Below are 13,006 nucleotides of genomic sequence, written 5' to 3'. Positions count from 1 at the left end.
TGATTTTGGGCTTTTCCAGCGAAGGAAGCCGCGCGCCATTCGCTTGAACGCGGCCGGTGCATATAAAAACCGATACCCGAGTTCGCGTTGAAACTTGCAACTTGAAACTTGCCGTTCCCCGTCCCGTCAAATCAACAATGCTGCCTGATACTTTATTCGTATTATTGCACAGACTCTAGCGGTAACCGCCCAGCGGAGTGGCCGCCACCATGAAACGAGGAATTCCATGCGCCACCGTCTGCTGGCCCTGATTGCCGGCCTGCTGTTCCCACTTGCCTTCGCCCCCTATGACCTGTGGCCACTGCTGTTCGTCAGTGTGGCCGCCGGCTTCTGGTGCCAGCAACAGGCCAGCTCCGGCAAGGAAGCCTTCCTGCGCGGCTGGCTCTATGGCCTTGGTATGTTCGGTTTCGGGGTGTCCTGGGTGCATGTCTCCATGAACGACTATGGCTACATGCCGTTATGGATGGCGATTCCCTTCACCGCCATTTTTGCCGCCTTTCTGGCGTTGTTCTACGGCCTCACCTTTTCCCTGAGCTGGCGCCTGGGGCGTTCGGCCCTGGTGTTTGCCGGTATCTGGCTGCTGCTGGACTGGCTGCGTGGCTGGCTGCTCACCGGCTTCCCCTGGCTGTATGCCGGCTACGCACTGATAGACACGCCGCTGGCCAGCCTGGCGCCACTGGGAGGTGTCTGGCTGCTTACCCTTGCCACGGTGTTGCTCAGCGCCACCCTGATCCAGCTGCGCCAGCCCGGCACACTCCGCTGGGTAGCCGCCGGTCTGTCGGTGCTGGTGCTGATCACCGCCGCTGCCGGTCACTTGCTGACGTTCACCCATGCCAACGGCCCGCAGCAAAAGGTGGCACTGGTGCAAGGCAATATCCCCCAGGATCTGAAGTGGCAGATTTCCATGCGCGGCGAGACCCGCCGCATCTACCATGAACTGACCCGGGACATCCCCGCCGACACCTTGGTACTGTGGCCGGAATCGGCCATGACCGAGTTCTACCAGACCATTACCGATTTCATCGAGGATGAAGGCAACCAACTGGCAGACCGTAACGGCGCCCTGATTACCGGCATTCCCTGGCGCAGCGTCAGCGACGCGGGCATTACCTATCGCAACAGCATCGCGGCCATTCCCCTGCGTGACAGTGACGGCGGCAACGAGCGGGTCTACCACAAACAGAAGCTGGTGCCCTTTGGCGAATATGTGCCCATGCAGTCACTGATTCGCGGTCTGATTCCCTTCTTCGATCTGCCCATGTCCGGTTTCACACCAGGCGACCCCAGTCAGCCAAACCTGACGGTGCTGGGCCATACCGTGGCTCCCTTTATCTGCTACGAGATTCTCTACCCGCAACTGGTGGCCAGCCGCAGCCATGATGCGGATGTGCTGGTGACCATCAGCAATGACGCCTGGTTCGGCACCTCCGCCGGCCCACTTCAGCATTTCCAGATGGCCCGTTTGCGGGCCCGGGAAACCGGCCGCTGGCTGCTGCGCGGCACCAACAATGGCGTCACTGCCGTTATCGACCACCAGGGCCGGATCGTGGACGCCCTGCCCCAGTTCGAGCGTGATGTGCTTTACAGCCATTACCAGCCACGTACCGGTATCACGCCATTCATGGCCCTGGGCGTCTGGCCCTGGCTGGCGCTCTCGGTACTGCTGCTGCTACCCGCCATGCTGGGAAGGAAGAAGAAACAGCCCTCATATAACATTAAAGAATAAGCTTATTCCAAATTTGACTTTGGTCTGATTCCCTTCTATAACTGTGCATGAACGCTGCCCAGTGACAGGAGGGAACACCCATGTCTCGCCCAATCGTTAAAGCCTTTTTCGACAACGACACCAACACCGTCAGTTATGTGGTGACAGATCCGCAAACCCGGCACTGTGCCATTGTGGATTCGGTGCTGGACTACGACCCCAAAGCCGGGCGTACCCGCCATGACAGTGCCAGCCAGATTGTGGCCTACGTCAAACAGGAAGGCCTCACCGTAGACTGGTTGCTGGAAACCCATGTGCATGCGGATCACCTTTCCGCCGCACCCTGGATCCAGGAACAAGTGGGCGGCAAGCTGGCGATCGGTGAACATATCCGCACCGTGCAGAATACCTTCGGCAAGATCTTCAACGCCGGTACCGAGTTCGCCCGTGACGGCCGCCAATTCGACCACCTGTTTACCGATGGCGAGACCTACCAGGTCGGCAACCTCCAAGCCCGGGCCATCCACACCCCCGGCCATACCCCGGCCTGCATGAGCCATGTGATCGGCGATGCAGTTTTTGTGGGCGACACCCTGTTCATGCCGGACTATGGCACCGCCCGCTGTGACTTCCCCGGCGGTGATGCCCGCACCCTGTACCAGTCCGTACAGAAACTACTGGCCCTGCCAGACGACACCCGCATGTTCCTCTGCCACGACTACCTGCCGGACAGCCGCAGCGAATTCCAGTGGGAAACCACCGTGGGCGATCAGCGTCGCCACAATATCCACGTGCACGAAGGCGTTTCCGAGGAGGAGTTCGTCAGCATGCGCGAAAAACGCGATGCCACCCTGGATATGCCGCGGCTGATTCTGCCTTCGGTGCAGATCAATATGCGCGCCGGCCACCTGCCTCCCGAGGAAGACAATGGCGTTAGCTACCTGAAAATTCCGCTGAACGCACTGTAAGAGGCGATGACCATGACACCGACTCTGTGGGACGTAGTTGTGATCGGCGGCGGTGCTGCCGGCATTGCGGCGGCGGCCAGCCTCCTCAAGCGCAAGCCGCACCTGTCCGTGGCCATCGTGGAGCCCAATGACCGGCACTTTTACCAGCCCGCCTGGACCCTGGTGGGTGGCGGTTGTTTCAACCCGGCCAATACCTGCAAAGCCACCGGCAAATTGATTCCCAACGGAGCCAAGTGGTTGCGCACCCGTGTTACCAGCCTGCAGCCGGAACACAATCAGGTAACCCTGGAAGATGGCCAGTCCCTGAGCTACCAGTTTCTGGTAGTGGCACCGGGTCTGGAGCTGAATCTTGGCGCCATAGCGGGTCTGGAAAACAGCCTTGGCAAGCATGGTGTGACCAGCAACTATCTGTTTGAACTGGCGCCCTACACCTGGGAATGCGTGCAACAACTGAAACGTGGCCGGGCGCTTTTCACCCAGCCGCCCATGCCCATAAAGTGCGCCGGGGCGCCGCAGAAGGCCATGTACCTGTCCTGCCACCACTGGGAAGAAACCGGCACCCTGGGCAACATTGATGTGCAGTTCCATAATGCCGGCGCCGTACTGTTCGGCGTGGCGGATTTTGTGCCGCCACTGATGGAATATGTGAAGCGCTACAACGCCAATCTGAATTTCAATAGCACCCTGATCGCCGTGGATGGCCCGGCCCGCGAAGCCACCTTCCGGCGCACCAATGGCGATGGCACCAGCACCGACCACACCGAGCCCTTCGACATGCTGCATGTGGTACCGCCGCAACGGGCCCCACAGTTTGTGCGCGACAGTGAGCTGGCCAACGAGACCGGCTGGGTCGCCGTGGACGAAGCCACCCTGCAGCACCCCCGTTTTGCCAATGTATTCAGCCTGGGCGATGCCTGCGGCGCCAGCAATGCCAAAACCGCTGCTGCCGTGCGCAAGCAGGCGCCGGTTGTCGCGGAAAATCTTTGCGCTGCGCTGGAGAATCGAGCGCCGACCGCCCGCTATGAAGGCTATGGCGCCTGCCCGCTGACCGTGGAAAAAGGCAAGGTCGTGCTGGCCGAATTTGGCTATCAGGGCAAACTGCAACCCAGCTTCCCGCTCGACCCCACAGTACCGCGCAGCAGTATGTGGTGGCTGAAACGTCATGCCATGCCAAAAATCTACTTCGAGCTGATGCTAAAGGGCCATGAGTGGCTGGCCAGGCCAGGCAAACTCTAACGCGTGACACAACAAGGGATGGCAAGATGAAACTGCCTGCCTGGTTGGGCGCCGCCCAGTGGCTGCCCCACTACAACCGCGAGACCGCTGCCCGGGATAGCGTGGCAGCGGTGATCGTCACCATCATGCTGATTCCCCAGAGCCTGGCCTACGCCATGCTCGCCGGGCTGCCACCGGAAGTCGGTCTCTACGCCAGTATCCTGCCACTGGTTGTCTATGCCCTGCTCGGTTCCAGCCGTACCCTGGCGGTGGGCCCGGTGGCGGTAGCCTCGCTGATGACCGTTGCTGCAGCCAGTCAGGTAGCCACGGCCGGCAGTCAACAATACCTGGCAGCCACTGTCATTCTGGCTTTTCTGTCCGGCACCATTCTTATGGTGATGGCTCTACTTCGACTGGGCTGGATTGCCAATCTGTTATCGCACCCAGTGGTGAGCGGCTTTATCAGTGCCTCCGGCCTGCTGATTGCCGCCAGTCAGCTCAAGCATCTGCTGGGAATCCCCCTGTCGGGCCATAACCTGGTGGAGCTTGGCCGATCGCTAACACAGCATTTTCCCCAAACCCATTGGCCTACCGTGGTACTCGGTGCGCTGGTGACGGCCTTTCTGTTCTGGGTGCGCAAGGCACTCAAGCCGTTACTGCAAAAACTCGGCTTCAATGCCTTCTGGTCCGACCTGGTGAGTAAAGCAGGACCTGTCATCGCCGTACTCGGCTCCACCCTGGCCGTGGCCATGCTGGAACTGGATAGCGGCGGCATGGCCATTGTCGGTCATATTCCCAAAGGCCTGCCCGCATTGTCATTACCTGTATTTGATGCCGGCCTCTGGCAGGCGTTATTGCTGCCCGCTCTGCTGATCAGCCTGATCGGCTTTGTGGAATCTATTTCTGTCGCCCAGACCCTGGCAGCCAAACGTCGCCAGCGCATCAACGCCAACCAGGAACTGATGGGGCTGGGCGGCGCCAACCTGGCCAGCGCCTTCAGTGGCGGCTTTCCTGTGACCGGGGGCTTCTCCCGTTCCGTGGTGAATTTCGATGCCGGCGCCCGCACCCCCATGGCCGGCGTATTCACTGCCATCGGCATTGCTCTCACCGCGCTGTTTCTGACCGGCGCCTTCACCTACCTGCCCAAGGCAACGTTGGCCGCCACCATTGTGGTCGCTGTGCTATCGCTGGTGGACCTGCCAGCGCTGAAACACACCTGGCATTTCTCCCGACTGGATTTCACCGCCATGGCCATCACCATGGTCGGGGTCCTGGGTTGGGGCGTGGAAGCTGGCGTGCTGGCCGGGGTGATCACCTCTCTGGCCCTGTATTTGTGGCGAACCAATCAGCCCCATGTGGCGGAAGTGGGCCTGGTGCCAGGCACCGAGCATTTCCGTAATGTGCAGCGCCACCAGGTGCGCGTTTCTCCACGTGTGATGAGCGTACGTATCGACGAATCCCTGTATTTTGCCAATGCCCGGGGCCTGGAAGACCGGATCTACGATGCCGCCCTGCTGCGTCCGCAAACGGAACACGTGGTACTGATGGGCACCGCCATCAATCACCTGGATGCCAGTGCCGTGGACAGTCTGTTGAGTCTGAACCAGCGTCTGGATGATGCCGGTATCCGCCTGCACCTTTCCGAAATCAAGGGGCCGGTCATGGACCAGCTGCAGCACACTACCCTGCCGGCATTGCTGACCGGTCAGATCTTCCTCACCCAGTATCAGGCCATACGCGCGCTGGCACCGGAAAGCATCGAGGAAAATCCCGCTCCCCCTTGCAGCCCTGTCTGACAAGGTTAAGCTGAGCGTTCATTCGCAAGGAGTTTTCATGGCTACCATCAATCGCCTTACCGAAAGTCTGTCAGTGGCACCGCAACTGCAGCCAGAAGACATGGCCGAGCTGGCCAGGGCCGGTTTCAAGACCGTCATCAACAACCGCCCCGATGGCGAAAGTGAAGACCAGCCTACCAGCGCCGAACTGGCTGCCGCCGCAGAAGCCGCCGGTCTCGAGTACGCCCATCAACCGGTCGTGGGTAACAACATCAGCGACGTGGACATCGACGGCTTTGACGCCATCGTTTCCCTGGCAGAGCAACCCGTACTGGCCTTCTGCCGCACCGGCACCCGCTGCACCACCCTGTGGGCCCTGACCCAGGCTGACGAGCAGGACAATGCCAGTATCCTGGCCGCCGCTGAACAGGCCGGCTATGACCTGAGCCAGCTTGCCGGCCGACTCGACCAGCGTCGGGGCCAGTAGCCGTGGCAGACGCCGGCCGCCGGTTCCGCTGGCTGCCGGCCCGTGACTGGCTCGCCACCTACAACCGTGAGCAGGCGGCCGGAGATGTGCTGGCCGCCATCATTGTCACTATCCTGCTGGTTCCCCAGGGCCTGGCCTACGCCATGCTCGCCGGCATGCCGCCGCAAACCGGCCTCTATGCCAGCATCCTGCCGCTGATTCTCTACGCCCTGTTCGGCACCAGTCGCACCCTGTCCGTGGGCCCCGCCGCCCTTACCTCACTGATCACCGCCTCTGCGGCGGGCACCCTGGCCCAGGGCGACCCGCAACTGTTTATCAAGGCCGCCATCGGCATGGGGCTGCTGTCAGGGCTGTTTCTGGTAGCCATGGCCATATTAAGGCTGGGCTGGCTCACCAACCTGCTCAGCCACCCGGTGATCACCGGCTTCATCAGCGGCTGCGCCATTCTCATCGCCACCAGTCAGCTCAAACACCTGTTGCGCATCGACGCCACCGGCGAAGAGCTGGTGACACTGGCACAGACCCTGGCGCAACAACTGCCGCAGACTCACTGGCTGACACTGGCCATCAGCCTGATCGCCATTGCCTGCCTGCTGATCCCGAAATATCTGGCCGCCCCGCTCAAGGCCACCCGGCTGCCCGGCTGGCTGGTGGCCTTTATCAGCAAGTGCGGACCGATTGTGGCCGTTCTGGTCACCACGCTGCTCACCGTATCCCTGTCGCTGGATAGCCGTGGCCTTGCCGTGGTCGGCGCGATCCCCGCGGGGCTGCCCCATTTCACCCTGCCCGGGCTGGGCCGCGAACACTGGCAAAGCCTGATTACCCCGGCCGCGTTACTGGCGCTGATCGGCTTTGTGGAATCCATTTCCCTGGCCCAGGCCCTGGCGGCCAAGCGTCGCGAACGGGTCGATGCCAACCGGGAATTGATGGGGCTGGGGCTGGCCAATATCGGCAGCGGCCTGTCCGGCGCCTTCGCCGTGACCGGCAGTTTTTCGCGCACCACAGTGAATTACGACGCCGGTGCACGCACCCCCATGGCCGGCCTGCTCACCGGTATCGGCATCGCTCTGGTGGCCCTGTTTTTCACCGGCTGGTTCCAGTACCTGCCACTGGCATCCCTGGCCGCCATTATCGTGGTCGGCATCCTGCCACTGATCAATCTGTCGGAGTTGAAACACCTGTGGGCATTCAGTCGCCCGGACGCCCTGGCCATGGCCGCCACCCTGGCCGGGGTGCTGCTGATCAATGTGCAGAGTGGCTTATTGCTGGGGGTAGCACTGTCCGTAGCCTTGTTCATGTGGCGCACCAGCCAGCCTCATGTGGCTGAACTGGGTCGCATTCCCGGCACCCATCATTTTCGCAACATGGATCGCCATAGCGTTGAACTCACCGAGGAGGTGCTGTCCATCCGGGTGGACGAATCCCTCTATTTCGGCAATGCCCGCACCCTGGAAGACCGTATCTACGACGAAGCCCAGGCCCACCCTCAGATTCAGCATGTGGTGCTGCACTGCTCCGGCATCAATCACCTGGATGCCAGCGCCGTGGAAAGTCTGGAAAGCCTGAACGAACGATTGAAAAACGCCGGGGTGACTCTGAACCTGTCCAACGTAAAGGGCCCTGTGATGGACGTACTGATAAAGACCGACTTTCAGAAGGTGCTGACCGGCAGGGTATATCTGAGCCACTATCAGGCCATGGAAGTGCTGGCGCCGGAGAGTTTGCGGGAGGAAAAAGCTGACGCCTGAAGCAAAAGTCTGTTAACCACAGAGGACACCGAGAACACAGAGAGAAGAAAGGGTTATCCTCAGCGAACTCTGTGACCTCTGTGGTGAAACGGGGAATTCAGATTTTGCATCTGTCATCCAGCGCCACTTACAAATACCGCAGGTGATACCACACCAGCGCCAGCCACTCGTACCAGATCTCCGGCACCATGGATAACGCCCCCGCAGAGGGCACCCATTCCTGTTTTGGCAGTCGCTTGCGCCAGGCAGCCTGTGCCAGGACCCCCTGGCTCTGAAAACACAGCAGAGCTCGAGGCAGATGAGCCCGGTCGCTGACCAGCATGATTTCGTCGATGCCACGCTGGCCCAGCAGCTCGCCGCTGTACACCGCATTTTCCCAGGTATTACGGCTTTCCCCTTCCTCCAGCACCGTCATGGTCGGCCAACGTCGGCGGACCAGCTCGGCCATCAACTGTGCTTCAGAGGGTTCGTCATCAGCCTGGGGCGTTCCGCTGATGCCACCACTGACCACCAGCGGCAACCCATGTTCATGGGCAAGCTCCGCGGCCAGCTGCAATCGCCGCAGACCACGGGTGGTCAGGGAAAACTGGCCATCACGCTGTCGCCGCCCGGCCCCCAGTACCACCACCGCCTGGGGAGTAATACCGGTATTGCGTCGCGGCAGGGGCGGCAACAGGCTGCGGACCACTGCCGGCAGGGTTCCCCCTACCAGCACCAGCAGCACCAGGTAGGTCAACGCCATCGGCACTCCCGTTTGTGGTGATTATTCAGCCAACACTTGTGCGGTGCAGACCAGTGAGAAATCCGGGCTGAGCTCATGTATCCTATGTCCCCTTCGCAACCGCGATGTTCCCGTAAGTTTTTTTGATCAGTAGAGAGCCGATGGACGCACAGTATCGCCCCGATCAAGTCGAAGCCCAAGCCCAGCAGTACTGGGAGGATAACCAAAGCTTCAAGGTCACCGAAGAGGCCGGCAAGGAAAAATTCTATTGCCTGAGCATGTTCCCCTACCCGTCCGGGCGACTACACATGGGCCACGTGCGTAACTACAGCATCGGCGATGTGATCAGCCGCTACCAGCGGATGCAAGGCAAGAATGTGCTGCAGCCCATGGGTTGGGACGCCTTCGGCCTGCCCGCCGAGAACGCCGCCATCAAGAACAAGGTGGCCCCGGCAAAATGGACCTTCGAGAACATCGACTACATGCGCGGGCAACTGCAGCGCCTGGGCTTCGGCTACGACTGGGATCGTGAGCTGGCCACCTGCACCCCGGAATACTATCGCTGGGAACAGTGGTTCTTCACCAAGCTCTACGAGAAGGGGCTGGTGTATCGCAAGATGTCCACCGTGAACTGGGACCCGATCGATCAGACCGTACTGGCCAACGAGCAGGTGATCGACGGCCGCGGCTGGCGCTCCGGCGCCCTGGTGGAACAGAAAGAGATTCCCCAGTGGTTCATCAAGATCACCGACTACGCCGATGAACTGCTGAAAGACCTGGACCAGCTGGATGGCTGGCCGGAGCAGGTCAAGACCATGCAGCGCAACTGGATCGGCCGCTCGGAAGGCGTGGAAATGGAATTCGCCATTCAGGGCGAAGCGCCGCTGCGCGTCTACACCACCCGCCCGGACACCCTGATGGGGGTGAGCTACGTGGCCGTGGCGGCGGCGCATCCGCTGGCGAAGAAAGCGGCTGCCGCCAACCATGAAGTGGCAGACTTTGTGGAAGAGTGCCTGCACAACAAGGTGGCCGAAGCCGATATGGCCACCATGGAAAAGAAAGGCATCTACACCGGTCTCACCGCGACTCACCCGATCAGCGGCGAACAGGTCCCGGTCTGGGTGGCCAACTTCGTGCTGATGAGCTACGGCACCGGTGCGGTCATGGCGGTGCCCGCCCATGACCAGCGGGATTACGAGTTTGCCCAAAAATACGGCCTGCCCATCAAGCAGGTGATTGAACCGGCCAAGGGTGAGTCCATCGACCTGGACAGCGAAGCCTTCACCGAAAAAGGCAAACTGGTGAACTCCGGGGAATTCACCGGCAAGACCTCCGCCGAGGCCTTCGACGCCATCGCCACCTGGTTGAGCGAGCGCAATCTGGGCGAGAAAAAGGTGAACTACCGTCTGCGTGACTGGGGCGTATCCCGACAGCGCTACTGGGGCGCCCCCATTCCCATGGTGGAAACCGAAGACGGTGAACTGCACCCCACCCCGGAAGACCAGTTGCCGGTCGTGCTGCCCACCGAGGTGGAGATGGACGGCGTGAAAAGCCCCATCAAGGCCGACCCGGAGTGGGCCAAAACCACTTTTGACGGCCAGCCCGCCCTGCGCGAAACCGACACCTTCGATACCTTCATGGAGTCCAGCTGGTACTACGCCCGTTACTGCTGCCCGCAGAACGACCAGGCCATGCTGGACCCGGCAGCCGCGAACTACTGGCTGCCGGTGGATCAATACGTGGGCGGCATTGAACACGCCATCCTGCACCTGCTCTATTCGCGCTTCTTCCACAAACTGCTGCGCGACACCGGCCTGGTGGAATCCGACGAGCCCTTCAAGCAACTGCTCTGTCAGGGCATGGTGCTCAAAGACGGCGCCAAGATGTCCAAGTCCAAGGGCAACACCGTGGACCCGCAGGAAATGATCGAGGAATACGGTGCCGACACCGTGCGCCTGTTCATGATGTTCGCGGCACCCCCGGAGCAGTCTCTGGAGTGGAACGACTCAGGCGTGGAAGGCGCTTTCCGCTTTCTCAAACGCCTGTGGCGTCTGGTGGCAGAACACGTGGAAGCCGGCCTGCCGGGTGCACTGAACGTGGACAGCCTGGACGACAATGCCAAGGCACTGCGTCGCAAGACCCACGAAACCATCCAGAAAGTGAGCGACGATTTTGGCCGGCGTCACACCTTCAACACCGCCATTGCGGCAGTGATGGAGCTGATCAACGACGTCAGCAAATTCGATGGCGACGCCGCCGTGAAACACGAAGCCCTGGAAGCCGCTGTACTGGTGCTGGCGCCCATCACACCCCACGCCAGTCACGCATTGTGGCAAGCCCTGGGCCATGATGAAGCGGTTCTCAACGCCGCCTGGCCGGATGTGGACGAAAGCGCACTGGTGAAAGACAGCATCGAATTGGTGGTTCAGGTAAACGGCAAGGTACGCGCCAAGCTTGAGGTACCCGCCAACGCCGACAAGGACACCGTGGAAAACCTGGCCAAGGCCGAGCCCAATGTGCAGAAATTCACCGACGGAAAAACCATCCGCAAGGTGATCGTTGTGCCGGGTAAACTGGTCAACATCGTTGCCAACTGAGAGGCGGTTATGACATCCAGCTTGCGCTTCGCATCCCGTCTGATCCTGCTGTTGGTGCTGGGGCTCTCCCTCAGCGCCTGCGGCTGGCAACTGCGCGGCACCACCAGCACACCCTCCATGGAAACCCTGACGGTAAGCGGTGCCTCCACGGAACTGCGCTACACCCTGGAAGACGAGCTGGAAGACCAGGGCGTACTGGTCCACAACGAGGCGCCCTATATCCTCGTCATCGATGACGAAGACTGGATGCGCCGTACTTCCGCCGTGGACGCCCAGGGCCGCCAGGCGGAAATCGAACTGCGTTATACCCTGCGCTGGCACATCAAAGACCGCAAGAGCGGCGCCCTGCTGACCACGCCAACGCGCATGATGACCCTGCGCAACCTGCCCTGGTATCCGGAAAACGCCACCGCCTCCTCCGATGAGGAACAACTGGTCCGTGACGACCTGTTTCTGGATATGGCTTATCGGCTGATCAACCAGATTGCCGCCGCCTCCGAGGGCTGGGAGACCTACTGATGCGCCTGCGCCCGGAGCAGCTTGGCAAACATCTGGCCGACCGGTTGCTGCCCGCCTACCTGGTGGCTGGCGATGAGCCGCTGCAACAGGGCGAGCTGCTCGACGACCTGCGCCGCGCCGCCCGCGATCAGGGTTTTGACGAGCGTCACCGTTTCTCTTCCGACACCGGCATCGACTGGAATTCCCTACTCAACGAATCCCAGAGCATGAGCCTGTTCGGTGGCCGCCGGATTCTGGAACTGGTGCTTAACGACAAGCGACCGGACAAGGCCGGCAGCCAGATCCTCCGCGATGTTCTGGCCAGCCCCGGCGATGACACCCTGCTGCTGATCCGCTGCTCAAAACTGGATCGCCGCAAGGACTGGAACAGCGCCTGGGTGAAAGCCCTGGACGAAGTGGGCGCAGTGATTGAAGTCTGGCCGGTGGAAGGCGCCGGCCTGCGCAACTGGCTGCAAGACCGCCTGGCAAGCCGCGGACTCAGTGCCAGTGAAGATGCCCTGGCCTTGCTGATAGAACGCAGCGAAGGCAATTTGCTGGCTGCCGCTCAGGAAGTGGACAAACTGACTCTGCTGGTGGAAGACGGCCAGGTAGGCCCGGAAGACGTACAACAGGCGGTAGGCGATTCCAGCCGTTACTCGCCCTTCGATCTCACCGAAGCCACCGCCCAGGGCAACGCCCAGCGCGTGTTGCACATCATCCAGACCCTTCGCGCCGAAGGCGTGGAGCCGCCGGTGTTGCTATGGGCACTGAGCCGTGACATCCGCATCCTCGACGGCATGCTCAGCGGCGGCCCGCCACCGCGCCTGCCCCCCCAGCGGGTACGTGCCATGCAGGCCCAGGCCCAGCGCCTCAACCCCCAACACCTGAAGGCCGCCCAGGCCAGCGCCATTCGCGCCGACCAGTGCGTCAAGGGCATGGCCAAGGGCGACCCCTGGCAGTACATCACCTCGTTGGCACTGCGCCTTGCAGGGCATCCGCTACCGCGTAGCATGGAACGGTAAGGCAGCTGCAAGCGACAAGCGTCAAGCTGCAACGCGAAGAAGGCCCTGTGCCTCATGAATTCCCTCAGGACTCCGCACTGCCAGGCTGAGGGCCTCTATCTGTAGGAGTTCCTCTTGAGGGACGAACCGAGCGTAGCGAAGCAAGAGAGGCCAAAGTCTATCCGCCGTTCTTTCTGAAACCTGTCGAGCTCTGAGATTCCTGATCGCCCTGCGGGCGATTTCCGCGCAAGCGCGGTTCGCACCTCAAGAGGTACTCCTACAGCGGCTTCG

General features: G+C 61.3%; 10 protein-coding genes. 9 read left to right on the top strand and 1 reads right to left on the bottom strand.

What is annotated here, in order from left to right:
- Positions 1-226 precede the first annotated feature (226 nt).
- The 6 genes from lnt to sulP (HUJ17_RS09525) all read left to right on the top strand — a co-directional run bounded on the left by lnt (position 227) and on the right by sulP (HUJ17_RS09525) (position 7,898).
- Positions 227-1,726: an apolipoprotein N-acyltransferase gene (gene lnt, locus HUJ17_RS09550; protein WP_290510477.1), complete on the top strand. Its 1,500-nt coding sequence runs from the start codon at positions 227-229 to the stop codon at positions 1,724-1,726.
- A gap of 80 nt (positions 1,727-1,806) precedes the next feature.
- Positions 1,807-2,673 carry an MBL fold metallo-hydrolase gene (locus HUJ17_RS09545; RefSeq protein WP_290510476.1) on the top strand — a complete coding sequence of 289 codons (867 nt, stop codon included), beginning with the start codon at positions 1,807-1,809 and terminating at the stop codon, positions 2,671-2,673.
- Between the two features lie 12 nt (positions 2,674-2,685).
- Positions 2,686-3,909: an FAD/NAD(P)-binding oxidoreductase gene (locus HUJ17_RS09540; protein ID WP_290510475.1), complete on the top strand. Its 1,224-nt coding sequence runs from the start codon at positions 2,686-2,688 to the stop codon at positions 3,907-3,909.
- A gap of 26 nt (positions 3,910-3,935) precedes the next feature.
- The gene (gene sulP / locus HUJ17_RS09535; RefSeq protein WP_290510474.1) at positions 3,936-5,684 is read left to right on the top strand and encodes a sulfate permease; all 1,749 of its coding nucleotides are present in this window, start codon (positions 3,936-3,938) and stop codon (positions 5,682-5,684) included.
- A gap of 37 nt (positions 5,685-5,721) precedes the next feature.
- Positions 5,722-6,150, top strand: a complete 429-nt coding sequence (locus HUJ17_RS09530) for a TIGR01244 family sulfur transferase (RefSeq protein ID WP_290510473.1) — start codon at positions 5,722-5,724, stop codon at positions 6,148-6,150.
- Positions 6,151-6,152: 2 nt separating this feature from the next.
- Positions 6,153-7,898 (top strand): sulfate permease, encoded by a 1,746-nt coding sequence (gene sulP / locus HUJ17_RS09525; protein WP_290510472.1) that lies wholly within the window; start codon positions 6,153-6,155, stop codon positions 7,896-7,898.
- A 127-nt stretch (positions 7,899-8,025) separates the two neighbouring features.
- Here the strand turns inward: sulP (HUJ17_RS09525) and HUJ17_RS09520 are convergent, their stop codons facing one another.
- The gene (locus HUJ17_RS09520) at positions 8,026-8,640 is read right to left on the bottom strand and encodes a YdcF family protein (RefSeq protein WP_290510471.1); all 615 of its coding nucleotides are present in this window, start codon (positions 8,638-8,640) and stop codon (positions 8,026-8,028) included.
- Between the two features lie 140 nt (positions 8,641-8,780).
- Between HUJ17_RS09520 and leuS the strand changes: the two genes are divergently transcribed.
- The 3 genes from leuS to holA are packed head-to-tail and all read left to right on the top strand — an operon-like array spanning position 8,781 to position 12,736.
- The gene (gene leuS / locus HUJ17_RS09515; RefSeq protein ID WP_290510470.1) at positions 8,781-11,216 is read left to right on the top strand and encodes a leucine--tRNA ligase; all 2,436 of its coding nucleotides are present in this window, start codon (positions 8,781-8,783) and stop codon (positions 11,214-11,216) included.
- A gap of 9 nt (positions 11,217-11,225) precedes the next feature.
- A complete protein-coding gene (lptE, locus tag HUJ17_RS09510; RefSeq protein ID WP_290510469.1) occupies positions 11,226-11,735 on the top strand; it encodes an LPS assembly lipoprotein LptE in 510 nt (169 codons plus the stop codon).
- Entirely contained in the window at positions 11,735-12,736 is a 1,002-nt protein-coding gene (gene holA, locus HUJ17_RS09505) for a DNA polymerase III subunit delta (RefSeq protein ID WP_290510468.1), read from the top strand. Before lptE ends, holA begins: the two co-directional genes overlap by 1 nt.
- Positions 12,737-13,006: the final 270 nt, after the last annotated feature.

The organism is Alcanivorax sp. (assembly GCF_014762765.1).
Classification (GTDB): domain Bacteria; phylum Pseudomonadota; class Gammaproteobacteria; order Pseudomonadales; family Alcanivoracaceae; genus Alcanivorax.
This window is presented reverse-complemented; position numbering and strand designations above follow the sequence as displayed.

What these genes read in the sequence shown, in the direction of transcription:
- HUJ17_RS09520 (WP_290510471.1), bottom strand. Translation starts at nt 8,640, where the DNA reads ATGGCGTTGACCTACCTGGTGCTGCTGGTGCTGGTAGGGGGAACCCTG.
- sulP (WP_290510474.1), top strand. Translation starts at nt 3,936, where the DNA reads ATGAAACTGCCTGCCTGGTTGGGCGCCGCCCAGTGGCTGCCCCACTAC.
- leuS (WP_290510470.1), top strand. Translation starts at nt 8,781, where the DNA reads ATGGACGCACAGTATCGCCCCGATCAAGTCGAAGCCCAAGCCCAGCAG.
- lnt (WP_290510477.1), top strand. Translation starts at nt 227, where the DNA reads ATGCGCCACCGTCTGCTGGCCCTGATTGCCGGCCTGCTGTTCCCACTT.
- HUJ17_RS09545 (WP_290510476.1), top strand. Translation starts at nt 1,807, where the DNA reads ATGTCTCGCCCAATCGTTAAAGCCTTTTTCGACAACGACACCAACACC.
- HUJ17_RS09540 (WP_290510475.1), top strand. Translation starts at nt 2,686, where the DNA reads ATGACACCGACTCTGTGGGACGTAGTTGTGATCGGCGGCGGTGCTGCC.
- holA (WP_290510468.1), top strand. Translation starts at nt 11,735, where the DNA reads ATGCGCCTGCGCCCGGAGCAGCTTGGCAAACATCTGGCCGACCGGTTG.
- HUJ17_RS09530 (WP_290510473.1), top strand. Translation starts at nt 5,722, where the DNA reads ATGGCTACCATCAATCGCCTTACCGAAAGTCTGTCAGTGGCACCGCAA.
- lptE (WP_290510469.1), top strand. Translation starts at nt 11,226, where the DNA reads ATGACATCCAGCTTGCGCTTCGCATCCCGTCTGATCCTGCTGTTGGTG.